This is a genomic window from Glaciecola sp. HTCC2999 (assembly GCF_000155775.1).
Taxonomy (GTDB): domain Bacteria; phylum Pseudomonadota; class Gammaproteobacteria; order Enterobacterales; family Alteromonadaceae; genus Opacimonas.
In genome coordinates this window covers 246,082-270,918 of the sequence record NZ_DS989811.1, presented here as the reverse complement: position 1 = coordinate 270,918, position 24,837 = coordinate 246,082, and the positions used below count along the sequence as shown (strand labels likewise).

Sequence of the window (24,837 nt, the reverse complement as noted above, 5' to 3'; positions counted from 1 at the left end):
TCAAAGTATCATACTTTATATTCTATTATCGTAAATTATGCTGCAAAGGCATAACAAAAAACTATCATACTATAATACTGGGTAAATTTCAATTTGCTTCGTAAGTCTTTTATATTAAAGGCTTAGCTGCTGTCCCACTTTCCAAATTCTTGTTAACGATAATAGAACAAAAGTCATAGACACCTCTTGCTTCTATCAAAAGGTGCCTTCTTATTTTGTTAAAAGTCGTTTTTATCTTTAACAGCCATAACACGACCATTCTTTGCAATTTGGAAGTAAAGCTTACCTTGATTGTTAGAATTAGATGCACTTACTACGTAGAAATTGTCCTCAACGCTAGCAATCGAAAGTTGCGATTTATCAATGTTTTTCCATGACTCATCTAACTTACCAACGTCAAAACCCGCGTCTTTAAATGTCATCTTTTGAATATGTGTTGCAGCGATACTTACAGCTTTTTGACCGCTGATAGCCCCATGATCGCTATGTGCCTGTACATTAGCAGTAAGCAAGGCACCGCAAAGTGCAACGATTGATATTAGTTTGTTCATTTTAGTCTCCATTTTGTATGAAATTCGTAAAGTTAAATTCGTTATTTTTTAAGGCCGATAACTTCATATTGCCCTTTGACCAGTAGCTGTATCGAAACTGGCTTATCTGATTTGTTTTTCCAATACCAACCATGAGAGCCAGCAAATGGCGTGGTATAGCTGCCTTTCATTTCATTAATTGTAGCAATGGAGTAACTTTCAAAATATCCCGTTGTGTCGCCTTCTGGCTCACCATGTAAATCGAAATACAATGAAGCACCATCAGTAAGCCATTCATAGGTCATTTTTTCATGCTGCTTCATATAGAATTTATATTCAATGCCGCGTTCCGCAGGGACGATCACTTCTATTGTTTGAAATTCATCGGTGCCTTTAGTTGTCTCTAATGACGTCGTTTCCACTTCAGCCGCTTGTGCAAGTGCTGTTAAACCTAGCTTGTTGCCAATACCTGTCGGATCGATGTTGTACTCTGCTGGTAAGATAAAGGTAACCAGTGCAATAGCCGCGACAACGACCGCTGAGATACTCGCTTTAATAAGTGTTTGGGTACTAACTGTATGTTGCATAAAATTCTCTTTTACTTTCTATATTCTTTAATAAATTAAAGGGTGAAATAACCAGTGAGTTGTAAGCCCATTAGCATTACACCTGCACTCATTAACGCTGTGTTGGTCATTGTTGAAAATCGTTGGAATGACGGCAACTTCCGCCATGCATTTATCAAAATAAGTATCAGTGCAAGTGCCGCGAATTGACCAAGCTCGACACCAATATTAAACGCAATTAAGTTGGTCACAAGGCCATCTTCAGCAAGACTGAATTCTTGTAATTTTGTTGCCAACCCAAAGCCATGAAACAAACCAAAAATCAGCACTGCCCATTGCATATTCGGTTGCCAATTGAAGCAACGCTTAAAGCCACCTAGATTATCGAATCCCTTATAAATTACGGAAAAACCGATAATGGCATCAATTAAATAAGCATTCACTTGAATATCGCTTAACACGCCAAATAGCAATGTTGTGCTATGTCCGATAGTAAACATGGTGACGTACAAAAGTACGTCACGGCTGCGATACAGGAAGAAGATAACACCGACTAAAAACAACAAGTGATCGTAGCCCGTTATCATATGCTTAGCGCCTATGTATAAAAACGGGATAAACTGTACACCACTATTTTGCTCTAAAAATGCTCTGGTTTTATCATCGACTCCGTGAGCAAAGGCTTCGATACTGAGAAGCGCTAACAGCGCAATCGTCAGATAGGTCAATACTTTAATCATGTTACTTGGCATCTTGTGACTCCAATATTTCAGCATCAGTCAAAATAGACTCCTTTTCTTTATGTAAAATTCTGTATAAAGCAGGAATGACAAACAGGGTTAAAATCGTTGACGAAATAATGCCACCAATGACCACTGTTGCCAGAGGACGTTGAACCTCTGAACCAATGCCTGTATTTAACGCCATTGGGATAAAACCTAATGATGCGACTAGTGCGGTTGTTAACACAGGGCGAAGACGAGTCAGCGCACCGTCAAATATTGCTTTATTAAGTGCCAGTCCATCTTTACGTAAGTCTCTAATGAACGACACCATAACTAGGCCATTAAGGATGGCGATTCCCGATAAGGCAATAAAGCCAACAGCTGCTGAAATTGAAAATGGAATATCACGCAACAGCAATGCAGCAATACCACCTGTTAATGCTAATGGCACCCCTGTAAAGATGATCATGGCATCTTTAACGGAGTTAAGCGCAAGGATTAATAACCCGATAATCATTATTAAGGTGACTGGTACAACAATACTTAAACGATCTGAAGCGGATTGTAGTTTTTGGTAAGTGCCGCCATATTCCACCCAGTAGCCTGCTGGAACTTCAACGTTTTCTTCAATTACCGTTTTAATATCACCAACGAAACTCCCTAAGTCTCTTCCGCGAACATTGGCAGTTACCACCACTCTGCGTTTACCATTTTCACGATTAATTTGGTTAGCGCCAGAAATAAGCTCAATATCAACCAGTTCTTTAAGTGGCACAGCATGACCGTCAGCTAATCTGATCGGTAGATAAGGAAGTTCATCAATATTATTTCGTTTTGATTCTGCAAGGCGTACCACAATATCAGAGCGAACATCGCCTTGATAAAATTTACCAGCGACAGTACCGCCCATCGCTGTTGCCACTTGAGACTGTACTTGGCTAATACTGATACCAAACTGCATCAATTTTTCACGATTTGGTACAAGATTAAGCATAGGTAACCCTGTGGTTTGCTCAACTTGTATATCTACGGCACCTTCAACCTGAGAAATTGCACCCTCTATTTCATCGCCTAACGTGGTCAAGGTATCAAAGTCATCACCAAACACTTTTATCGCAAGTTCAGCTCTGACCCCTGCCAATAATTCGTTGAAACGCATTTGTATTGGCTGTAAAAACTCATAGCGGTTACCCGGAATTGGCTCTACTAGCGCGGCTAACTCTTCGACGATTTGTACTTTCGTTTTGTCAGGTTCAGGCCATAACTCGCGAGGTTTGAGGATAATAAAGTTATCTGCAACACTTGGCGGCACGGCATCAGTTGCAACATCGGCTGTGCCTATTTTGGCAAAGACGCGTTCAACTTCTGGCATTTGTTTAATTTTATCTTCTAAAGATTCCTGAAGCGCGATTGCTTGAGACAGTGACGTACCCGGAATTCGCAGCGCGTGCATGGCAATATCACCTTCATCCAGATTAGGCGCAAATTCACTACCTAGCTTAGTCGCCTGATAACCTGAGAAACCAACTAACACTGTTGCGGAAACTACCACTAACCAACGGGCTTTTAATACCCAGTTCAAAGCTGGTTTATAAAGAACCGCAGCACCACGAATTATTGGGCTATGTTTTTCTTTGACAGGCTTTTTAAATAACAAGGCAACCATAGCTGGTACAAAGGTAACCGATAACACCATAGCGCTAAGTAACGCGATAATCACGGTGATCGCCATTGGGTGGAACATTTTGCCTTCAACGCCTTCTAAGGCAAAAATGGGTAAGTAAACAGCGGTGATAATAAACACGCCAAATAGCGCTGGGCGTATGACTTCTTTTGTTGCTTCGAACACCAATTCCATGCGTTCTTTTAAAGGAATAGGATTGTTTCCCGCCTGACTTAGCCTGCGAAGACAATTTTCTACGATGATAATGGCACCATCGACTAACAAACCAAAATCTAACGCACCTAAGCTCATCAGGTTTGCACTCACGCGAGTTTGCACCATACCTGTCACTGTCATTAACATAGCAAAAGGGATCACTAAGGCCGTTAAAAATGCCGCTCGGAAATTCCCTAGCAAGACAAAGAGTACAACGATTACCAGAACCGCCCCTTCGGTCAGGTTAAGCTGAACCGTTTGTAGAGTTTTATCTACTAATTTAGTGCGATCATAAACAGCGGTTGCGACTATACCTTCTGGTAAAGTGGCGTTAATTTCCTTGAGCTTTTCTCCCACGGCATGGGCAACGGTGCGGCTGTTTTCACCAATAAGCATGAACACCGTACTCATCACCACTTCACGACCATTTTGTGTAGCAGCGCCAGTTCTTAACCCTTTGCCATTTTCAATATCGGCTACGTCTTTAATGTAAAGTGATGAACCATCAACCGACTTAAGCGGAATATTACCAATTGATTCCATGTCGGCAACCTGACCGGGTAGTCTTAACAGCCACTGTGCGCCATTTTGCTCAATAAAGCCTGCGCCTTGATTTTGATTGTTTTTCGAAATTGCATCAACCACATCGGCTTGTGACAGCCCAAAAGCAAGTAACTTTTCAGGTTTGAAAGCGACTAATATTTCACGCTCAAATCCGCCTATCGGGTTCACTTCTACTACACCCGGCACTCGCATTAATTGTGGTCTTATGGTCCAGTCATGTACGGTTCGTAAATCCATTGGGGTAATTGGCGTACCATCAGCATGTGTCGCGTCAGGCTCGGCATCAACGGTGAACATGAAGATTTCACCAAGACCTGTCGCAATTGGCCCAAGTTGAGGCTCTAAGCCCTGCGGTAACTCAGCGCGTGCCGCTGATAAACGCTCATTAACAAGCTGACGAGCAAAATAGACATCAGTATCGTCACTGAATATTGCAACTACTTGAGACAAGCCATAACGAGAAACTGAGCGGGTATAGGTTAACCCCGGTAAACCCGACAAAGCAGTTTCTAACGGAAAAGTTACCCTTTGCTCAACTTCTAACGGAGTAAAACCAGCCGCTTCGGTATTGATCATGACTTGCACATTGGTGATATCGGGCACTGCATCAATCGGTAGTTTGGTAAAATTCCAAATACCCAGACCTGACACAGCTAACACCATCACCATCACAAGGAATTTGCGCTTTATTGAAAAGCGTAAAATTGACTCCAACATTGTTACGCTCCTAGTGATCGTGTGATGCGCCAGACTTTTCAATGTCGGCTTTTAAGATGTAGCTATTGTCGGTCACGTATTCGGTTCCCGCTTTTAAGCCACCCAATACTTCGATCCATTCGCCTCCAGCTCGGCCTAACTCAAGCATACGAACTTCATACTGCTCACCCACTTTGGCGTAAACGACCGTAAAGTCTCTAAAGCCTTGCAAGCCAACTCGTTTTACAGCCAGTGGCACATTAATGGTTGCAACTTCTATGTCAGCTTTAACAAAACTTCCTTCAGAAAAGTGACCATCAGCTAATTCGACCCAAACCAATCGAGCTTGATCATCTCTCACGCTAGGCTCAATAAATGACACTTTACCTGCAAGGGGTTCCTCATGACCCTCAACGTTTAGTGTTACTGGCGTTTCCAGTTTCACTTTGGCATAGTCCGAAGGGTAAACCGCTAATTTGGCAATATGGCGAGTGAAATTAGTAATGGTCAGTAAGGTTCTGCCACCCGTTTGCTCACCCGCGTTTGCAAATAACTGAGTAACGACACCGCTAGCTGGAGCTTTGATAACGTAGGGTTTAAGACTTTCATTACTTTCTACTGTAAACAGTGTTTGACCTTTTTTAACTGCTTCTCCGTAATTAACATGCAGCTTGGTGATTTCACCATCAAAACGGGCAGCAATGTTTCGCTTAGCGTCCACAGGTAAACTTAATTTGCCATAAGCGGGTATGGTTTGGTGAATGGTTGCTGGGCCTGCAATTTCAGTGTTGATTTCCATTGCATCGGCAACTGCCTGCTCAATTGTGGTGCGACCTTCGAAGTTGTCATATCGCCAATTGTACTTTTTACCCTGATAAGTGGCTTCAATGGCTACAACAAAAGAGTGAGGCTCATAAATCACCATATCACCGCGAAGAAAATCACCTTGAGCATTGAAGTTAATATCATCAGTACCATCGCCTAGGCGAATTAATTTTACGTTTAAATCGACTTTCTTTGGGTCTATCGGCTGTCCACCATTAGTCGCCCAAACGCGAAACTCTGGTGGCACACCTGTTTCAAAAATAGATAGTTCAATTGCAAAATCACCCTCTCGTAACATGCGCCCACGGTGTGGACCTTTCTCTGGTTCAGCTTGCTCAGCCGCAGGTGCTGATGATGCAACAACATTAGGTGCGACGACACCTGTTAATGAGATAAGAATCGCCAAGCTCAATGACGACAGGATATTTTTATTTTTCATAAGTTTGCTCACGGTTCTACTCGCTATCACTAATGGACACGCCAGTTAGACGTTGAATTTCAATATGTTGTAAGTGCAAAGATTGATAAGCATCAAGTAACTGATTTTGGGCGCTAAGTAGCTCTCTACGTATATCACTCCACTGGTTGTAGCTAAGCTTGCCGATATCAAATGCCTGACCTGCTTCAGTCAATGCGGTTTCTAGTTCGGGAATAATTTGTGCTTGAATCGTTTCAATGACATGGTGAGAATGCGCCATTTCTTGCAATAGCACATAAAGCTGTGCATCAAGTTTCTGCATTAACGCTTGTTGCTGACTTGCCAGCACATCTTGTTTTGCGCGTAAGGCAGCTATTGTCCCTGCATTTCTATTTTCACTTCCCCAAGGAATAGAGATACCCGCCACTAAACCAAAATCATCGGTCGTTTCATATCGTCTTAGTCCAGCAGTGAATTGCCACTGAGGTTTGGCTTCAATACGTGCAAGTTCCATTTGAGACTGGGCGATACGTTGTTCATTAGCGAACTGCTGTATTTGCGGGATTTGCTTAAGCTTGTTTAGCTGGCTTTCTACAGATGGAATTTCCGGCTTAAGCATTAAATTTCCCGTTAACTTAAGCTCTGCCTGAGGCTTACCCCATAAGGATGACAGTTGATAATAGCTGGCTTTTAATTCGTGCTCTAAATCTTCGACAGCGAGATTTCTTCGAACCAACTCAGCTTGAGCCAAGCGCATTTCGACATTAGAACTTTTGCCTGCTTTTACTCTTTTGGCAATCGCGTCAATCACTTCCTGTGCCTGAGATACCGCTAATTGATTGAGTTTCAAGCGCTCTTGCTTTATCAAGATTTCAACAAATTGCTTTGCAACAACCGCAGATAAATCGAGTGCTTTTATTTTATGCTCTACGATTAATGAACTTGCTTGACTTTTTGCCGCATTGACTCTGCCATCAATTTGATCTTGTTGAAGTAACCAAGAATATGTGAGGGTTGATTGCATACTTTTTAACGCACTATGCTCACCTGTCCCTAACGCATCCTCGATCATTAAACCTATCTGAGGACGTTCTCCAATGCCTGCTTGCTCGATATTGCCTTGCCACACAGCTTCTTTAGCTACCAAGGCTTTTAGTTCAGGATGACTCTCTAAGGTCATGGTCACAGCCTTACTCAGATTAATAATCTGATGTGATGACTGTATTTGCTGCTGAGTTTGCGAATTAGCCAAAGAAGGGGTAGGCATTGTTAAACCAAGCCCCGTTGTTACAGCTATTCCAACAGCCAAAAACCGATAGCCTATCGGTTTTTTTTCGTTACTTTTACTGTTATATGGGTTAAATCTCATTCCATATCCTTAATTAATGGATGAAAAAAGTTTCAATAAAGTGATGAAAACTATCAACAGTGGATGCCGCTAGTACTGGCATAGTTGCCAATAGTGCTAGCGCAATGATGATAGGTGTAAGTGACGGTTTATTGATTGGATTTAATAACCGCTCAACACGAAGACTCGTGTGATCATGTCCGAAGTAGCTAGCAGACGCCTGATCGTAATCCGTAGGAAGTGCTTTTTGAAGTCTAGCGACATCAATCAATGTCTGTGCGACATCAAGGTTGTCATATGTTTTTGTGACCTCATTATCGGCTATCTTCTCCGTCATTAAGACATATTGCTCGATTAAGCTTTGTTTTATACCTGACGGATAGAAGTTGGCAAGTGCCGTGAATAGTACTTTAAATAAGGGATCTTTTGCTGTTACATGGGCAAGTTCATGATTAACGATGATATTGAGTTGTTCATCGCTAACTTGGGTTTTTAGTCCGGTTGATACATAGATCTTGGGCGATATAAAGCCTGTAGTAAAAGCAACAGGTACTTTAACAGGCATCAAGAAATATTGATTACCATTAGTCGTTTTAGCGTTTTTTGCATCAGTAAAGCTTAGTAAACTCGATAATGCGATGGACTGTTTGGTTCTAGCAAAGATAGTCCGAATTACGCGCCATACTAAATAGATTAAACCTAAAAGTAATGTTAACGCGTGCCAACTTGAAAAACTGAAAATATCGATATGGTGCCAATGGGCAAAATCTTCGAACCAGCTTATGTTGAAAACTTTATCAAACCCTAAAGAGTAAGGCATAAAGTAACCGATACTAGAAAGTGCTATCCACCAAGGCGCACTGACAAGTGACCACAATATAAATTTTTGACTATTAAAACTGACTTGATTGAGTCTGAACAACACAAAACGAGATACGACAGCTACACTTGCAATACCGATCACAAATGCAAGCACTGCAACACTGAGCAAGTTTAGAGCGATTGCCATATCTCCAACTAACATAATTAAGACTGTTCCTTTCTTAACTGGCGTTGTTTTTCGATCATTTTTTCTAATGTATCGAGTTGTTCGTCATTAAGTTGTGCTGAAGCGGAACTAAAAGCGGCTATTAAGCTATTTTCTCCATCTTCTACAAAGTCACTGGTCACATTTGAAATAAGCTGAGCGATTAAGCCTTCGCGGTCTACTCTGGCTGAATAACAATAGGCATGGCCTTGTTTAGTGCGCTTAAGTAGTTCTTTCTTAAATAGCCTATCAAGCGTACTTTGAATGGTATTTAATGAATTACCACGCGCAAGCCCCAATACTTTATGTACTTGCTTTGCGTCCGCCTCTTTGACATTCCAGAAATGTTGAAGCACTAACTTTTCTAGTTCACCTAACTGCATAACACTTTACTCTATTTAATTCGCTGGCTATATTGTCACAACAAAAACCGATAGGCAATCGGTTTTTGCATTTGAGGATATGATATGGGTTGGCTAATAACAAAGTATTTGATCACCGCAACGGTCATAGTAGCTGCATCAGAGCTAGCAAAACGAAGTGATAAACTAGGAGCACTGATAGTCGCATTACCGACAGTCACCATTTTGACCATGATTTGGTTATATCTTGAAAAGCAGCCGTCAGATAAAATCTAATCCTAATCAGTAAAACTACTACAAATCAGCCTGTTATAAATCAGCCGCCGCCGGTTATCTTTTATCTGGCGTTTAACTCTTGAAATTGGCGCTTCGATTCCTTTGGGTTGGTGCCAAAGCTAATGGGCTAAAAGAGGCGATGAGCTGTTTAAAACCCTGATCTGCTCAGGTGAAAAACCATGCCGAAGAAGTTCGAAATCGTCTAAATCGATAGTGGCCTGTTTGCCACTTCCCTTAAGGACATAATAAGAGTTACTGGAAGTTATTACTTGCTGAGCTTTAACATCCATCGACACGATCCGTGATGTTGTCACGTAGTCCCCTTCGAAAAAACGAAAAGTTTGGTCATTATGCACTGTACCGTATAACACTTCACCGACCAATTGTTCCCCATCCATGACTGCAACTATATACCAATTTCTTACTGAGGTGATCATAAGCCGCCCCTCGCTTTTTGCTTGATGGCTTATGGTAGAAAAATATGGATTAAAAGCATATCAAATGCGTGGATCTAATCTTGAATTTTTTCTTCAGAGTGATCCATTCTCAAAGAAAATTTGTTTGTTGAATTAACTTAAAAACAACTGCGTTTTTTCAGTCGGAATGTGCGCTTGCTTAACTGGATTAGGACACTATCTAATCCGAACTGGTGCGCTGTTAAAACCGGAGTATGCAAATCATTGGCTCAATGAAAAATTCGTTTGGTGCCAAATTCAATTGGGTGATCTGCTCTGGTGAAAAACTTTACGAAGTAGGTTGAACTCTTCCATTTAACTACTGTTTAGTAGTTAACAGGCTTCAAGCTCAATTATTTTCTGGTCTAGTAAGGATGTTAGACTTTCTTTTCGAATACCCGATATTCTTAGAAGTCGCCACCTTTGCACTGGTAAATTTTGTTCCTTTAACTTATCGGCCGCTCTAGAAAGGCGAAATGATTGATACTGCTCAATGCTCTCTGCATGTGCATTAAGCCAATTATCAGTTGCGGTTAAATCTGCTAGGTGCTTTTCTACAGAGTTTGAGCGGGGTAATTTTTTAATGAAAAAATGTTTACTTAGCCGATTACGTTCAGGATTGGCGAGTTGTTCAGCTAATAACGTGTTAAGTAGTTCAATATTATCCTTGTCCCATGACAGGTAATCTGGCTCATACCTATTTTCAACTTTTGCAGTGACTTTAGGTTTGTTTTTCATCAGCCAATTTGGGTCGTTTCGGTAAAGCCAAGCGTATAACGCGCCTCCTATACTAGCCGCTCTTATCTGCTTAACACCGAGATCACTGTGCTTCTCCAGTAATTCAAGCCACTCTTTTCTTTTGGCTTCTAATAACGTTGATTCTACAACCTCTGTATTTTTCTTTTGTGATTTTGGCACTTTCAACGTTTTGGGAAGTTTTGAAACTTTACGGAATATTTCATCATTACTAATGTCGGGCAATAGTGAGCACCAAACCATTAAATGCCTTAAAGGGTGAAAAGATTTTCTGTGTTTACGAAACAAGCAAATTAGCCAATTATTGTCACTGGTATCTAATTTATAAATCTTTGATTCTAGATGGCTCCAGTCCGCCTCGAACTTTTCACGAATTTTTTTATGATCAGCTTGGTTGCCTCTGGAAAAGTTAAGATCTTTGGCAACATTCAGATAGAACATACTCCATTGATGTTCAGTAAACCCTGACAAAACAGGATTAGTTAATAGCGCTTCAAATCTGTTTACTAATTGGCGCTCTATATCTGTAATTTCTAGGCTTTGAGATTCAGTGATTTCACCAATTAATGATGCTGATTTATATAAATGTTTTTGCTTAGAGTGCAGCGGTAAGTCTGAAGTCCGTAATAGACAACTATGTTTGATACAGACATTAACGCCTGCAATTTGATTTAAACGGTTCCAGTATGGTTCTCCAAGGTCTTCTTTTTGTTCATGATAACATTGTGGACAATACCGAAAGCACTCTGGCTTTTGAACAGAAGAGGCTGCTATGCCAGCTCTGGTATGGATACTGCCACCTTGCTCAGAATACATTGACTGAATTACTTGCGCTGATTGCTGAGTATTTAAGAAGGGGAAATATATTGGCGCTAGCGTATGACGTTTAATAATTTCTTCCACATCAACTTTCCAAACGACACTTACTCTTTCTGTAAACACTTGTAAGTGACTGGGAAGGTCTGGAATTGCAACAGCAGTATGTTTGCCAAAAATGTCTCTCGATACTGCTTGCCTATTTTCTAATTGACCAGTATGGACCGCATATCGAGCTATAACGCTATAGAGCAGTTCATCCTCATATGGTACTGGAAAATACGCCAACATATTTAACTCGCCATTAAGTTCTGCACTGGAAAAATAAAACCTTCATCACATAACTGCTCGTACATGGTTCCTGATTTACTGGCATGCAGTTTTCTTAAATCATGATCATCCAATCTTCCCCACGCTTTTTTACTCACATATTTTGACGTTGCTTTTTTGGTCTTATTTTCAGGGGGATGATTTAACCCGCTTAACGAGGAAGTGGCATGGTGAATAATTTGAATTAACGTCACTTCTGGGTTCTTATTAACACTCTCCAATACAAGTGGCCTAACAATGTCTTCGTTAATACCCATAGCCATTAGAGTTTGTATGGCCGAATTTGCTACCTCGGATTGAGATGCTTCGCCAAGCTCAACATTAGCCTTTTTATTTAATGGGACAGCTTTGAGGTGATCAAAAGTATTTAATAGTGCCCCCTCAATTTTAGGAATTACGATATCACTGCACTGCTCAAGTACAGTTCTATCTTTACTGTTTAAAGCATCGAGCATCGGTTTTACTATTGAAAGCTCTTCCTCAAATACATCTCTTAGTAATTCAACAGAAAGGCATTCATCTTCTGGTGAATTAGCCAACAGAATAGCCCTTGCTTGAGCTAAGCAAAATAGTTTGACTAAAATATCAGGTACTCCCTGTGATATCTCATAAAGCTCATTGATCATCACTTCGTCTAACTTTCCGGGCGATTTGAGCCATTGGTATTGCCACAGTTCTTTGACAAAATCATCCCAGTTTTCATCTAGTGGTAATCGATCCCAAACAATACTACCTTCACCTGATGCTCGCCTCGCTTGACGGAATTCCGAAGCAAATAGCTTTAAAGCAGTTGGAGTACCAATTAGTACAATTGACACTTCAACAATATTTACGAGCGTCACCAGAAAATTAATCATTTTCTTTTCGCCACCGCTCTTAGCCAAATTCATGTGCTGAAACTCGTCAATTACAACTAAACCGACGGCATGAATCAAACATAGGTTGGCGACATTGGCTATCATTTGACCAATTCTGGGTTTGCCAGATGTATATTTTTTGCGGTAGTTAGTATTTAAACGTTTATCTAGTGCAATGAAAAAGCTTTCGCAAAACTCAGCCAATGAACCATCGTAAGGGCAGTCAACCTTTATCCACGGCACTTGTAAAATATGGTATTCTGGGTGATACAGTACTCTGTCATAAGTGTTAAGTAGATTATTTGTAGCTGTCGATTTACCTGCACCTGAAATACCAGATATCGCCATTGATGACGCTGTTGAATCAACAACATCATGTACATATGTCGTTAAGTCTTGATTGGTAATTATGTTTTTAACTTCATTAAGCTTTTGTTTAAATGCTGCGTGTTTTGGATTTCTGCCGAGATAACTTTTTCTTATTAGCTGAGACAGTTTTTGTTCAAGTAGTAGATGAACTGTTTGAGGTACAAAAAAGCTACGAGTCAAACGGCTAATGGCGTGAACTCGTATGTGACCGCCCAGCTCTATTTCTTCTTTTTTGAAAGTCGGTCTGCGGCTGAGTTGCTGAACAACTTCAATTGGACTCATAATCGGTGGTAATGCCGCGATTAAAGGGTTATCAGCGTATTCTTCTAACTCTGACTCAATATACACAGCTTCTTTAAATTTCGGACCGTCAAAGCTACTCATCTGCATCTTCTCCCTTTAATAAATCTGTTAACTTAGTTGGCAGCTTAAAGCTCTTAGGCTTTGACTCACTAGCGCCTATCTGCGTAACGTTATCTTCCTTACGTTTAGGTTGTTCATTAAACAAAGTTTCTGATTTAGACTTTCTCTCAGCCTGTCGTTCTTTGCGTTTATTGTCATTAATGCCTTTGACTTTTTCGGTTTTAGTCATGGTAGGGTTTTCTGGTTGGTTTGACTTAGAGCGCTTTGATATAACTTCTAGATCAGTAACTAAATTAACAGCGCCTGCACGAGCCTTGAGTTTTGAGGTTGCTGCAACACCTGCCTTGACGTTATTTTTCTCCCACACTTCCCAAACTGTTAAGTCTCGATATGAGCGACTTCTTTCAGTAAGACTTGCTCGGATAAATGAAGAATAAGTATCATTTGGTCTGAGATAAATTGTATTGGCTGAGTATAAATCATAAGCCACGGTGACTTTCTTCGGCCCTTGATAGTTACCTTCAAACCAGCCCCAATCTAACGCTTCCAGACAAGTGTAATAACAGCCAAATAACTTTAATCCATGCTCCGTTACGCTGGCCTCTGTGTGCGGCAATAAGTTTACTTTTACTATATCAACAGGTGGTCTACGTAATCGACCAGTTCTATATTGAATTCCCCAATCCCACAGTATCAAAGGGTTATGAGGTAAAGTATCAGGAATATCTTGGTCTGGATCATATGTTGTTAAGGTGTGGTCGTTATTATAGAACAGAACTATCTTAATGATCATTTGGGTAAACTCATACAGAGTATGGATACCGTCTTGTCTATAATCCTTGCCATGCTTTTTTTTGCCTATTGTATTTCCAGTAACATAACCTTCAACAAATGGCTTCATCTTGACTTGGATTGTCCTAAAGTAGCGCTCGACAATACCTTTCCAGTCGGCTCGATAAGGAGGAGTGTTTTCTATAGCGACATTAAAGCTCTTACTTAATACTTCGACATGTCTGCCTAACATTTCCCCTCTGTCACCGATAATAGACTCTGGCAAACCACTTGTAGGCCACATATCTTCGGTGATCTCGATGCCAAATTCTTTACAATAAGCTACTTTGTCTAACATTGAATTTGAAAGAGCTTCCATTGCACTTACCCAAGAAGCATTTTCTAGTCCGATGTACATACCAACTATTGCTCTACTAAACACATCGACAACAAAATAAAGAGTAGGTCTGCCGATAATTTTTTCTCTATCGTGAGCAGAAACCAAATATACATCAGCAATGGTTGCATCAATTTGATATCGGCTTCCCGGTCCTTCAACTTCTGAAGTTGACGTGCCTAATACTGGTCTATGATCTTTAGCGTAGTTAATTTCACCTTCTCGTCTTCGAGTTACTTCAATGGACGTATATTCTTTCTCGTAAAAATACTTAAATTGCCTTTCGGTTGGTACATCAAGCAGATCTTCAGGCTTACATGGAATTGGAACGCCAAACGCAATTAATACTTGGTTATACGCATAGTCAAATTCGTATTTGTTTTTATTCAGCAAGCACTTCTCAATAGCTACTCTAAAAATTGCCTTGATGGAATCATCTGTATTGACTCCTACACCTTCTGTTCTGGTTCTTGGTGCGCCAATTTTCTTATCACCAAGTTTTTTGGTTTTACCCGGTCCTCCACATAAATTGAAGCGACCGCTTAAGGCGTTTTTACATTTTCCTCCCTGCCAATATCTTCGCAGCCATCTATAGACAGTTTGTTTAGTCGCACCTGAATCACTTAGCACACTGGTGAGTAATTGGCCTCGTGTTTTACGTTGATATATTTCTGGCTCTCGCGTGACAATGTCCTCGATAGCTTCCCAAGCTCTATTTTGAACTTCTTCTGCTTTTGAACCCGCTAATGGAAAAGTCATTGCAATTTCGATAAATGGATCTTCAATTAAAGATAAATCACCACTTGCCATTTGATGCTCGAATTCAAGTCGAGTTGAAACTGAAGGTAATGCTTTATCGCTCTCCAACTCAATCCATATAACCGCTTCTCTATTTGACCAAAGGACTCTAATTTTTTTGGATAGAAACTGGAACACATCATTAGGCATGAACATATTCAAACTCCTTGTTTATCCAATGTTCAGACGGTGTCAGATCACTTGTTTTTAATATTCGATGGCTTACCTCGGTCATATTCCATGTAAAAGCTGTTTGAGCACAAAGGTGCCTGAAATACGCTAGGTATGTACCTTTTTTACATTGATGCTGTTCGTCCAACATTTTCATGACAATTGAGATTTTTTCTTCAGAGTGCATTTGAATTGCGTTGTTAATAATTTCAAAGGTGTTCAGTTGGTCATTACTATCTAAATCAAAACTGTGGATATGTGGGACAAGCCACTTTATGTTTCGAAGCAAGGTGGCAGGAACTTCGTTTTCCGTGAACACATACCAGTCAATACCTTCCCCCTCCCAAAATCGTTTTTCCAATTCTTGTTTTTCAATGACACGCTCATCTTCTAATTCTTCGCGGTACTTAACGGATATAGCTATTGGAACTATTTTTCCTGATTGAAGAGTGTCTAATAGCAAATCGGTTGTCATTACTTGATTTATGCCACGCACCGCTGGATGTTTTATTCCCAATCGTTGGGCGATGTTTAATGTTTTTTCGGGGTCTAGTGGAAACTGCTCTCGTATGTCTAAAATTGACATATGCCAGTCGAATAAGAGAAAAGCGGAAAGCTCAAGATCTGATAGTAGATGAACGATGCGACCATGAGTTAACGCTGGCCTTCTATGTACTCGCCCCTTACTGGGAACATCGCGTACTGTTAGAAAAGGTTTATAATGTTTTCCGCTGCCTTGGCCACGCTTTTCCTTCGTTAAGCGTTTGATGATTGCTGGTTCTAATAATTCAATAACATCTTTAGAACTTGGAGTAAGAAAGTCTCTCATATTGCACCTGAGCTATTCCATTAATTACAGAATAGCTCAAAAATGCAAAGTATGATATATTTTTGTAAAGTATGATGCTTTATTGATTAGTATGATACATTATTGTCAATTTACAAATTTAGTAACCTCTTGAAAGTAACTTATTCTACGGTAACCGATTTAGCTAAATTGCGAGGCTGATCTACATCAGTACCTTTTATAAGGGCGACATAATAAGACAATAACTGCAACGGGATGGTATAAATAATCGGGGCAACCGATTCAGCACACTGTGGCACATTAATCACGCGCATCGTTTCATCTGACTCAAACGCTGTATCTTTATCTGCAAAGACATACATGATCCCACCACGGGCACGAACTTCTTCTACGTTTGATTTGAGCTTTTCAAGTAACTCATTATTCGGGGCAACGACAATCACCGGCATTTCATCATCTATCAATGCGAGCGGGCCATGCTTTAACTCACCGGAAGCATAGGCTTCTGCATGGATATAAGAAATTTCCTTAAGTTTTAATGCCCCTTCCATTGCGATGGGGTATTGCTCACCACGACCTAAAAATAAGGAATGATGTTTATCCGCAAATTCTTCAGCTAGATCTTCAATCTCTGCGGCTAAACTTAAGGTTTCTTCAAGTTTTGATGGTAAGCTTTGTAAACCGTTTAAAATATCATCACGGGCTTCATCACTCATGCCATTATGTTGACCTAACGCCAATGTCAGCATTAAAAATGCACCTAACTGTGTCGTAAATGCTTTCGTCGAAGCTACACCAATCTCAGCGCCTGCTTTGGTCATAAACGCCATATCTGATTCACGAACTAGGGATGAGCCTGCGACATTACAAATAGTCAGACTCGACATATAACCAAGCTCTTGAGCTAAACGAAGCGCTGCGAGCGTATCCGCTGTCTCACCTGATTGTGAAATAGTCACTAATAAGCTGTTTGGATGAACCACCGATTTACGGTATCTAAATTCAGAAGCAATCTCTACATTACATGAAACGTTGGCGTACTGTTCAAGCCAATAACGCGCAGTCATACCTGCGTGATATGAGGTACCACAGGCAATGATTTGTACGTGTTTTACATCACGTAATAAGGTTTCAGCATTCTCACCAAAAATGTCTGGTGTTAATCCTTCTAAACTCACACGCCCAGCCAGTGCATTGCGGACAACGGTTGGCTGCTCATAAATCTCTTTTAGCATATAATGGCGATAGCCGGCTTTATCTCCAGCATCATGTTCAACTGTCGACTCGACAATATCGCGCACTACTGGATGACCATCGACATCAAAAATATTCACTTCACGACGCGTAATTTCAGCCACATCTCCTTCTTCTAAAAAGATAAAGCGACGAGTCACAGGTAATAATGCCATCTGATCAGAAGCAATGAAGTTTTCTCCTACTCCTAAACCAATAACTAAAGGACTACCTGAGCGAGCAACGATAACCCGAGAAGGGTCTTCACGATCCATAATCACCGTACCGTACGCACCACTAAACTTTGTCACGGCTTCTTGAACCGCTGCCAATAACGTGTCATTTGTATCTAATAAGGAATGAACAGTATGGGCAATCGTTTCTGTATCTGTATCAGTGCTAATGGTGTAACCTTTATCACGTAGCTCTGTACGTAATTCACCAAAATTCTCGATAATACCATTATGAACTACAGCAATACGGTCAGAAGATGTATGAGGATGTGCATTATTTTCTGTTACACCGCCATGAGTGGCCCAGCGAGTATGTGCTATACCTGTGGAACCCACGCCATTTTCAGATGTAATAGCATCTGCTAACGCCTGCACTTTACCTGTGCGACGAACTCGAGAAAAGTCACCATTAGGACTGAGTAATGCAACCCCTGCAGAGTCGTACCCTCTATACTCCAAGCGTTTCAACCCCTCTAACAAAATCTCTACGACATTACGTTCAGCTACCGCGCCAACAATTCCACACATACTTAATTCTCCTTGATGGGTGTACAATTTACTTGCACCCCGTACTGCTGTATTTGATGCTTTGCATCATCACTTAATAGGTTATCGGTCACTAACGTGGAAATCTTCATCCACGATAGCTCTATATTTGGCATTTTTTTGAATAATTTATCTGATTCAGCTAAAACAATGGTTTGTTGAGCAGCATCACTCATAACTTGACTGAGTTTAGTAAGTTCATGAAAGGTCGTGGTGCCTTTGCTTAAATCCAAACCTGAAGCCCCAACAAAAGCCATTTCAAAATTATATGATTGGATCATTTTCTCTGACATTTGCCCTTGGAAAGATTGAGATAGGGGATCCCATGTCCCACCGCTCATTAAGATGGTTGCATTGTGACTTTTTTGCGTCAGAGCGTTCGCAATAGGCAGTGAATTAGTCATCACGACCAACCCTTCGATTTGTTGTAGAAAAGGGAGTAAGTGGGCAGTAGTGCTGCCGCTGTCTACCACAATACGCGAGCCAGGTTGAATCAGCTGAGCGGCTGCAGATGCAATACTTCGTTTAATAGGGTTATCATCGATAATGGCAGGCTGAGATAGTGCATCAGTGTGCTCAAGCATATCTTTAACGACAGCCCCACCCCGAGTACGGATCAACACGCCTTGATTTTCTAAAACAGATAAATACTTTCGAATCGAAACCTCTGATACTTGTAACTCATCAGATAAACGCTTAACAGTTACTCTTCCCTCACCGAGAATGTGCTGTTTAATAGCATTTAAGTTTGATTCTGTGTAAGCACTTGGGCGAGGCATAAATAATTTCGATTGATAAAATAAGTTTCGAATTATAACTTTAAATCAATGAAATACAATATTTTTGTATATAAATTGATGCACCACACACTTAAATGGTGGTGTGATGCATCGCCTTTTTAGACATTACTTTTTGGTAGGACGTTCCCAGCCCGTCATTTGACGTTGCTTTGCACGAGCGATGGCTAAAGCGTCATCGTCAACATCTTTAGTAACAACGGAGCCTGCACCAACAGTCGCCATCGCACCAATATTAACGGGAGCAACAAGAGCACTGTTCGAGCCAATAAAGGCATTCGCGCCAATGACAGTGGCAGACTTATTCACACCATCATAGTTACAAGTAATCGTGCCAGCACCAATGTTCGCATTCGCACCGACCGTGGCATCCCCTAAATACGTTAGGTGATTCGCTTTAGCGCCTTCACCTAATGTGGATTTTTTCATTTCTACAAAATTACCCACTTTCGCTTTCGTCTCTAGTACTGAACCAGGACGAAGACGTGCATATGGACCCACTTGGCAAGCTTCACCCACATGCGCTTCTTGAATAATCGAATTCGCTTCAATCACCGCCCCATCAGAAATCTGGCAGTTTTGTAAAATACAATTAGGACCAATTTTTACATTGTTGCCAATGGTTACCTTACCCTCAAAGACACAATTGACGTCGATAGTCACATCGTTACCCACTGTCAGTTCGCCTCGAACATCAAAGCGAGCAGGATCAGCTAAAGTAGCACCAGCAAGCATTGCATGATGAGCCTGTTCAAGTTGGAAAGCACGTTCAAGTTTAGATAAATGCACTCGGTTATTAACACCTTCTACCTCTACAGCCGAAGCAGGCTGTGCCGAACGTATCGTTTTACCCGCGTTAGCAGCCATCGCAATAACATCGGTTAAATAAAACTCGCCCTGAGCATTATTATTTTCCAGCCCATCAAGCCAACCAAGTAAATCACCACCATTTAGGATCATGACACCAGTATTGATTTCTTGAATAGCGCGCTGTATATCAGACGCATCTTTATGTTCAACAATCGCAGTAATATTTTCACCCGATGCATCACGAATAATACGGCCCATACCAGTAGGATCATCTAAATTCACGGTTAACAAAGCGACGTCAGCAGTCTGTTTGACAGCTTGTAGCTGAGCCAGAGTCTCTGCTTTAATTAGTGGCGCATCGCCCACCAGAACCAACACATCATCTTCAGGCTGAATGAACGGAGTTGCTTGCTTGACCGCATGACCGGTACCAAGTTGTTCTGCTTGTAAGCACCAATTTAGGTTGTCTTCTTGGATGGTTTTTTGAAGTAGCTCTGCGCCATGTCCATAGACAAGGTTAATCGCATCTGCACCTAATTCGTTCACTGTGTTAATAATACGTTGAACCATAGGTACACCACCGATGGGATGAAGTACTTTAGGAAGTGAAGATTGCATTCTTGTGCCTTTTCCTGCAGCAAGAATCACGACAGATAATGCCATAATTGGGTCCTTTGAGTTAAATATCGCACGAATATACCAAAAACCAGCCGAGTCGGCTATGGCTTTTATCTAGCTTAACGCCGAGTTTTCGAATGGCAAACGTAATATTATTTCCGACGCATGAGCTTTTTATATTTCGTTTTAGAAATGGCCCCAGATGTTAGACTGATCCCCAGCAGTATCGTTATGCCACCGGCTATCATGTAAGAAGAAATGGTTTCTTGAAGAATTAATGCTCCCCAAATTAAACCAAAAAGTGGCACGAGATAACCGACATATATTGCTTTTGATGGGCCAATATTCACAATCAATCGAAAATACATCATGTATGCTACCCCAGTACATATCACCGCGAGAAAACCAACGGCTAGCCAGCTTTCGAGATCGGGTGATCCTGGCATCGGCACATATAACGCCATCGGTAATAATACCAATGCAGATATTGCTTGGGATCCTACAGCTATCGCTAATGGCTTGGCGTTGGGTAAATACCGTTTGATATAACAAATCGCGTAACCGTAACCAAACGTCGCTCCTAAACACGCTAACACCGGTAATAGGCTTACCCCTTGAAAATTCAATGTCTCATAACTAAGTAAGTACACACCAACAAAACCACAGACAAAGCCTAATTTTGCTGAATGAGTCATCGATTCTTTGAGCCACAACCACGCTAATAGCGCACCAAACATAGGTGCAGTTCCATTAAGCAGGGCGGTTAATGCAGAGGGTAAATGTAATGAACCATAAGTAAATAAACTAAATGGAATTGCTGTATTCGTAAGCGCCACCACAAATATAGGTTTGGCAAAAACACGAATATCGCCTAACTGCTGTTTCGCGATGACAAAAGGTAATAACACGAGTGTCGCCAATAGTGCCCTTAACTCTACGACAGCCCAAATCCCAAACTCAGGTGCCGTTATACGCATCAACATAAATGATGATCCCCAAATCGCAGCGAGCAAGAGTAACTCTATTAAATATTTAATTGGCAAGTGTAAATTCCCTGACTTCATGAGCTAAGAGCCATGCTTTTTTATCTAATCCACCGGCGTAACCGGTGAGCTGTTTATTTTGACCAATGACACGATGACATGGAACGATGATCCCTAAAGGGTTTTTTCCATTAGCCATACCGACAGCACGAGCTGCCGTCGGCTGCCCCAAACGCTGTGCAATATCACCATAACTGCATGTTTGACCAAAAGGAATAGTCAGTAGTTGTGCCCAAACGCGTTGTTGAAATTCTGTTCCCACAGGGGTCAGCGGTAAATCAAATGCGTGAAGTGTCCCAGCAAAATAAGCCGTTAACTGCTCTACTGCCAATTGTGTGATAGCCGACGTCTTATCCGCATGGAGAGATTGTTTGCTAGCCATATCGCTAAACCAAACATGGGTCAGACCTTGCTCTGTAGCGTTTATAATAAGTGCGCCTAGTGGAGTAGACATGGTTTGTTGATCCATCGAATGCTTAACCTCTTTTCAACATCGCTTGGTTCATGTATTCGCATGCTCCCACAGCTGAATACACACATAACTACGCCAGGGTTTTGCCAATTCGGGGGTTAACGCAAATCGAGCCAATTGGTTTTTGACTACTAAATCATTATCCAAAAATATATCCGGGTGAGAGATACCACGCATTAAGACATAATTGACTGTCCAAGGCCCAATGCCTTTGATCTTGAGTAAATCTTGGATTGTTTCACTATCATGTAATGGTTTTGCTTGAACTGTTTCTGCAGCTAGATTCAGGGTTGCTTGACGAGCTTTAGGCATGGGAAGTTTAGATGTATCACAACAAGCAATTTCAGTGGCCGAAGGAAAATGGCGATAGCCATTAGCTTCCGCACGCAAGTTTCCAATCCATTGATTAAGGATCTTGACTGCTCCATTAACACTAATTTGTTGCCCGACTATAGCTCGGATTAATGCTTCAAACGGGGACCAAGTTGCAGGTAAACGAAGACCAGAGGTCATGTGTTCTGGTGTGAACCCTGCTTTCGTTAAAGCTTGAGCAATGGTATTTGGATCTTGCTGCGCATCGAGTACTCGCGCAATATTAGCTAACACCGCTTCTCGACATGCTTCATTGTGTAATGAGAGTTGCACAGCAAAACGCTGTGCTTCAGGTTCATATGTGGCACAGAACCAGCTCGATGTTAACCCTTCATTCGATACATGAGACAACCCACTGACGGCATAAAAATCCGTTTCATCAAAATACCGCGCATAATGAAATTCTCCGCATTCCTCAATCCCAGCGATGGCACGGCGCGTTAAAAACGCATGTACCATTGACCAGTTATAAGGTTGAGTCACACTAAGATAAATCATCATTGTGTTTTTAAATAGGTATAGCCTTTTAAGCAATCTTCATAGAAATCTGTCCATCGCACACCTTCACGAGGCTTCATCACACCTTCTACCACTCGTTTATCAATCAAACGTTTTACATCAATCGCCATTGAATGCGGGTTATATTGCATGACAGATAATACATTTTCTACCGACGAACCATGTACGACCTCTTCTATATAAAAATCTTGAGGATCATCATCATAACTGAAGATATGCACTTCATTTAAGCGACCAAATAAATTATGCATGTCGCCCATCACATCTTGATAAGCGCCAGTTAAAAACAAACCTAGGTGATATTTTTCATTTGGGATCAGTGGGTGCATGGGTAGTACATTAGAGATTTCGCGCCCCACAGCAAATTGGTCTATTTTACCATCGGAATCACACGTAATATCAACCAACGAACAATTCACTGTCGGCGCTTCGTTTAATCGAGTCAATGGCATTACCGGTAGGATCTGGTCAATCGCCCATGTATCGGCGGCAGATTGGAACACTGAGAAATTACACAAATATTGACTTGATAAATTAAACTCCAATGCTTGTATTTCTTCTGGAACAAATTCCTCACCTGCATAGCGCAATTGTAGTTTTTGCATAATTTGCCAATACAAGGTTTCTACTTGCGCCAGCTCCGTCAGTCCTATGACGCGAAACTTAAAAGCATCATTCGCTTGTTCTTTGTATTGTGATGCATCATTAAATACTTCTTGAAGATTCGTGGCCAGTTCAATGTTCTCAGATAACTCGCGCATATTAGTTAGTATCACATGCTCTTCATGACCGATGGTCAAATCTGCTTGCGCAGAGTCAGGACGAATTTCACCCATGATTTCGGTGATCACGCAGCTGTGGTGCGCCGTAATTGCTCGACCTGATTCACTGACGAGTGTGGGATGTGGTACTTTTTCTAAATCACAGACTTCTTGCATACCATAGACGACATCTGCCACATACTCTTCAATGCTGTAGTTACGAGATGAGTCATTGGTGGATTTAGTGCCATCATAATCAATGCCTAGCCCACCGCCAATATCGACATATTCGAGGTTGAAGCCTAAGTGGCGAAGCTCAGCATAGATTAAAGCACCTTCATTTATCGCCTCTTTCACCGCACGAATGTCCGTTAACTGACTACCTATATGAAAATGCAGTAATTTAAGACTCTCGCCCATCCCTGCGTCAGCAAGGGTTTTTCCAGCGTTAATAATTTCACTGATCGTTAACCCAAACTTAGCTCGATCGCCACCACTGCCTTCCCATTTACCTCGACCTTTTACGCTCATTTTTGCACGCAAACCGATCATTGGCATCTCACCTAATTCATTGGCGATTTTAATGATAGTGGCAATTTCAGAAAACTTCTCAACCACAATTAAGACTTTACGCCCTAGCTTTTGGGCTAAAAACGCGAGGTTCACAAACTCTTCGTCTTTGTAACCGTTAAGTACAGTTAACGCTTCCGGTGTTGTGTTATAAGCTAAAATGGTAATTAATTCTGCTTTAGAACCTGCTTCTAATCCGTAATGATATTCTTTACCAGCATCAACGATTTCTTCAACCACTTCACGCATCTGGTTCACTTTAACCGGATATACACCCCGGTATTGACCCTGGTAATTGGCTTCTTGAATACATTTGTTAAATGCTTTGTTTAAATGGACTACCTGTGCACGTAACACATCATGAAAACGGACGACGACTGGAAATTGAATGTTGGCTTGCTGGATATCACTAATGACCGAGGCAAAATCAATTTGCATATGCGGTTTCTCAATATCCGGAGTGACGCATAAATTACCATTATCACCAATGGCAAAATATCCGGCCCCCCACTTTGAGACACCATATAATGCGTCTGCAGCGTCTTTGTCCCAGGCTTCAATAGAATGTGAATGTTCTTTCATGCTGTATGCTTAGATGAATAACAAAAGAAGTATTATAAACATTACTTAGTGAAGATCGAAATTATTTGTGAAATAACATCATTTCCCGTAATTTCCGCAAAATAATATAAAAAAGCCCTGTGAAAACAGGGCTTTAAATCGAATTTAGAATGAAATAATCTAAGATGGTTAGTG

Annotated in this window: 20 protein-coding genes and 1 pseudogene; 1 reads left to right on the top strand and 20 read right to left on the bottom strand. The window is 41.1% G+C overall.

What is annotated here, in order from left to right; translation table 11 throughout:
- Nucleotides 1-218: 218 nt before the first annotated feature.
- Genes G2999_RS05180 through G2999_RS05145 form a run of 8 tightly spaced genes read right to left on the bottom strand, consistent with a single transcriptional unit; the run spans nt 219 to nt 8,961 of the window.
- Nucleotides 219-551 (bottom strand): DUF6488 family protein, encoded by a 333-nt coding sequence (locus tag G2999_RS05180; protein ID WP_010179420.1) that lies wholly within the window; start codon nt 549-551, stop codon nt 219-221.
- A gap of 41 nt (nt 552-592) precedes the next feature.
- Nucleotides 593-1,117 (bottom strand): hypothetical protein, encoded by a 525-nt coding sequence (locus G2999_RS05175; protein ID WP_010179418.1) that lies wholly within the window; start codon nt 1,115-1,117, stop codon nt 593-595.
- A 35-nt stretch (nt 1,118-1,152) separates the two neighbouring features.
- The gene (locus G2999_RS05170; RefSeq protein WP_010179416.1) at nt 1,153-1,848 is read right to left on the bottom strand and encodes a HupE/UreJ family protein; all 696 of its coding nucleotides are present in this window, start codon (nt 1,846-1,848) and stop codon (nt 1,153-1,155) included.
- Nucleotides 1,838-4,981: an efflux RND transporter permease subunit gene (locus G2999_RS05165; RefSeq protein WP_010179414.1), complete on the bottom strand. Its 3,144-nt coding sequence runs from the start codon at nt 4,979-4,981 to the stop codon at nt 1,838-1,840. Before G2999_RS05165 ends, G2999_RS05170 begins: the two co-directional genes overlap by 11 nt.
- A 10-nt stretch (nt 4,982-4,991) precedes the next feature.
- Complete coding sequence (locus G2999_RS05160; RefSeq protein WP_010179412.1) at nt 4,992-6,224, bottom strand: efflux RND transporter periplasmic adaptor subunit; 1,233 nt, start codon at nt 6,222-6,224, stop codon at nt 4,992-4,994.
- Between the two features lie 16 nt (nt 6,225-6,240).
- Nucleotides 6,241-7,572 (bottom strand): TolC family protein, encoded by a 1,332-nt coding sequence (locus tag G2999_RS05155; RefSeq protein ID WP_010179410.1) that lies wholly within the window; start codon nt 7,570-7,572, stop codon nt 6,241-6,243.
- Between the two features lie 13 nt (nt 7,573-7,585).
- Entirely contained in the window at nt 7,586-8,575 is a 990-nt protein-coding gene (locus tag G2999_RS05150; RefSeq protein WP_010179408.1) for a M56 family metallopeptidase, read from the bottom strand.
- Nucleotides 8,576-8,577: 2 nt separating this feature from the next.
- Complete coding sequence (locus tag G2999_RS05145; protein ID WP_010179406.1) at nt 8,578-8,961, bottom strand: BlaI/MecI/CopY family transcriptional regulator; 384 nt, start codon at nt 8,959-8,961, stop codon at nt 8,578-8,580.
- A gap of 84 nt (nt 8,962-9,045) precedes the next feature.
- Here G2999_RS05145 and G2999_RS12895 point away from each other — a divergent pair.
- A pseudogene (locus tag G2999_RS12895) lies at nt 9,046-9,213 on the top strand (DUF3147 family protein); the annotation flags it as partial.
- Nucleotides 9,214-9,335: 122 nt separating this feature from the next.
- Here the strand turns inward: G2999_RS12895 and G2999_RS05135 are convergent.
- The 12 genes from G2999_RS05135 to speA form a co-directional block, all read right to left on the bottom strand.
- The gene (locus G2999_RS05135; protein ID WP_010179403.1) at nt 9,336-9,653 is read right to left on the bottom strand and encodes a hypothetical protein; all 318 of its coding nucleotides are present in this window, start codon (nt 9,651-9,653) and stop codon (nt 9,336-9,338) included.
- A gap of 351 nt (nt 9,654-10,004) precedes the next feature.
- Complete coding sequence (locus tag G2999_RS05130) at nt 10,005-11,534, bottom strand: TnsD family Tn7-like transposition protein (RefSeq protein WP_010179401.1); 1,530 nt, start codon at nt 11,532-11,534, stop codon at nt 10,005-10,007.
- Between the two features lie 2 nt (nt 11,535-11,536).
- Complete coding sequence (locus G2999_RS05125) at nt 11,537-13,183, bottom strand: ATP-binding protein (RefSeq protein ID WP_010179399.1); 1,647 nt, start codon at nt 13,181-13,183, stop codon at nt 11,537-11,539.
- Nucleotides 13,176-15,278 (bottom strand): Mu transposase C-terminal domain-containing protein, encoded by a 2,103-nt coding sequence (locus G2999_RS05120; RefSeq protein ID WP_198006089.1) that lies wholly within the window; start codon nt 15,276-15,278, stop codon nt 13,176-13,178. The genes G2999_RS05125 and G2999_RS05120 overlap by 8 nt, the downstream gene beginning before the upstream one ends.
- Nucleotides 15,271-16,128 (bottom strand): TnsA endonuclease N-terminal domain-containing protein, encoded by an 858-nt coding sequence (locus G2999_RS05115; protein WP_010179396.1) that lies wholly within the window; start codon nt 16,126-16,128, stop codon nt 15,271-15,273. The genes G2999_RS05120 and G2999_RS05115 overlap by 8 nt, the downstream gene beginning before the upstream one ends.
- Before the next feature lie 140 nt (nt 16,129-16,268).
- The gene (glmS, locus tag G2999_RS05110; RefSeq protein ID WP_010179394.1) at nt 16,269-18,101 is read right to left on the bottom strand and encodes a glutamine--fructose-6-phosphate transaminase (isomerizing); all 1,833 of its coding nucleotides are present in this window, start codon (nt 18,099-18,101) and stop codon (nt 16,269-16,271) included.
- A 2-nt stretch (nt 18,102-18,103) separates the two neighbouring features.
- Nucleotides 18,104-18,898, bottom strand: coding sequence for a DeoR/GlpR family DNA-binding transcription regulator (locus G2999_RS05105; RefSeq protein WP_010179392.1), 795 nt, complete (start codon nt 18,896-18,898; stop codon nt 18,104-18,106).
- 126 nt (nt 18,899-19,024) lie between these two features.
- Nucleotides 19,025-20,389, bottom strand: a complete 1,365-nt coding sequence (gene glmU, locus G2999_RS05100; protein WP_010179390.1) for a bifunctional UDP-N-acetylglucosamine diphosphorylase/glucosamine-1-phosphate N-acetyltransferase GlmU — start codon at nt 20,387-20,389, stop codon at nt 19,025-19,027.
- Between the two features lie 107 nt (nt 20,390-20,496).
- A complete protein-coding gene (locus G2999_RS05095; RefSeq protein ID WP_010179388.1) occupies nt 20,497-21,387 on the bottom strand; it encodes a DMT family transporter in 891 nt (296 codons plus the stop codon).
- The gene (locus G2999_RS05090; protein ID WP_010179386.1) at nt 21,377-21,856 is read right to left on the bottom strand and encodes a methylated-DNA--[protein]-cysteine S-methyltransferase; all 480 of its coding nucleotides are present in this window, start codon (nt 21,854-21,856) and stop codon (nt 21,377-21,379) included. Before G2999_RS05090 ends, G2999_RS05095 begins: the two co-directional genes overlap by 11 nt.
- 33 nt (nt 21,857-21,889) lie before the next feature.
- On the bottom strand, nt 21,890-22,732 hold the full coding sequence (locus tag G2999_RS11905) for an AlkA N-terminal domain-containing protein (RefSeq protein WP_010179384.1): 843 nt from the start codon (nt 22,730-22,732) through the stop codon (nt 21,890-21,892).
- Nucleotides 22,729-24,663 (bottom strand): biosynthetic arginine decarboxylase, encoded by a 1,935-nt coding sequence (speA, locus tag G2999_RS05080; RefSeq protein ID WP_010179382.1) that lies wholly within the window; start codon nt 24,661-24,663, stop codon nt 22,729-22,731. The genes G2999_RS11905 and speA overlap by 4 nt, the downstream gene beginning before the upstream one ends.
- Nucleotides 24,664-24,837: the final 174 nt, after the last annotated feature.

Bases quoted from the DNA above. Each gene is read 5' to 3' on its own strand.
- G2999_RS05180 (WP_010179420.1), bottom strand. From the start codon at position 551: ATGAACAAACTAATATCAATCGTTGCACTTTGCGGTGCCTTGCTTACT.
- G2999_RS05175 (WP_010179418.1), bottom strand. From the start codon at position 1,117: ATGCAACATACAGTTAGTACCCAAACACTTATTAAAGCGAGTATCTCA.
- G2999_RS05170 (WP_010179416.1), bottom strand. From the start codon at position 1,848: ATGCCAAGTAACATGATTAAAGTATTGACCTATCTGACGATTGCGCTG.
- G2999_RS05165 (WP_010179414.1), bottom strand. From the start codon at position 4,981: ATGTTGGAGTCAATTTTACGCTTTTCAATAAAGCGCAAATTCCTTGTG.
- G2999_RS05160 (WP_010179412.1), bottom strand. From the start codon at position 6,224: ATGAAAAATAAAAATATCCTGTCGTCATTGAGCTTGGCGATTCTTATC.
- G2999_RS05155 (WP_010179410.1), bottom strand. From the start codon at position 7,572: ATGAGATTTAACCCATATAACAGTAAAAGTAACGAAAAAAAACCGATA.
- G2999_RS05150 (WP_010179408.1), bottom strand. From the start codon at position 8,575: ATGTTAGTTGGAGATATGGCAATCGCTCTAAACTTGCTCAGTGTTGCA.
- G2999_RS05145 (WP_010179406.1), bottom strand. From the start codon at position 8,961: ATGCAGTTAGGTGAACTAGAAAAGTTAGTGCTTCAACATTTCTGGAAT.
- G2999_RS05135 (WP_010179403.1), bottom strand. From the start codon at position 9,653: ATGATCACCTCAGTAAGAAATTGGTATATAGTTGCAGTCATGGATGGG.
- G2999_RS05130 (WP_010179401.1), bottom strand. From the start codon at position 11,534: ATGTTGGCGTATTTTCCAGTACCATATGAGGATGAACTGCTCTATAGC.
- G2999_RS05125 (WP_010179399.1), bottom strand. From the start codon at position 13,183: ATGAGTAGCTTTGACGGTCCGAAATTTAAAGAAGCTGTGTATATTGAG.
- G2999_RS05120 (WP_198006089.1), bottom strand. From the start codon at position 15,278: ATGCCTAATGATGTGTTCCAGTTTCTATCCAAAAAAATTAGAGTCCTT.
- G2999_RS05115 (WP_010179396.1), bottom strand. From the start codon at position 16,128: ATGAGAGACTTTCTTACTCCAAGTTCTAAAGATGTTATTGAATTATTA.
- glmS (WP_010179394.1), bottom strand. From the start codon at position 18,101: ATGTGTGGAATTGTTGGCGCGGTAGCTGAACGTAATGTCGTAGAGATT.
- G2999_RS05105 (WP_010179392.1), bottom strand. From the start codon at position 18,898: ATGCCTCGCCCAAGTGCTTACACAGAATCAAACTTAAATGCTATTAAA.
- glmU (WP_010179390.1), bottom strand. From the start codon at position 20,389: ATGGCATTATCTGTCGTGATTCTTGCTGCAGGAAAAGGCACAAGAATG.
- G2999_RS05090 (WP_010179386.1), bottom strand. From the start codon at position 21,856: ATGGATCAACAAACCATGTCTACTCCACTAGGCGCACTTATTATAAAC.
- G2999_RS11905 (WP_010179384.1), bottom strand. From the start codon at position 22,732: ATGATGATTTATCTTAGTGTGACTCAACCTTATAACTGGTCAATGGTA.
- speA (WP_010179382.1), bottom strand. From the start codon at position 24,663: ATGAAAGAACATTCACATTCTATTGAAGCCTGGGACAAAGACGCTGCA.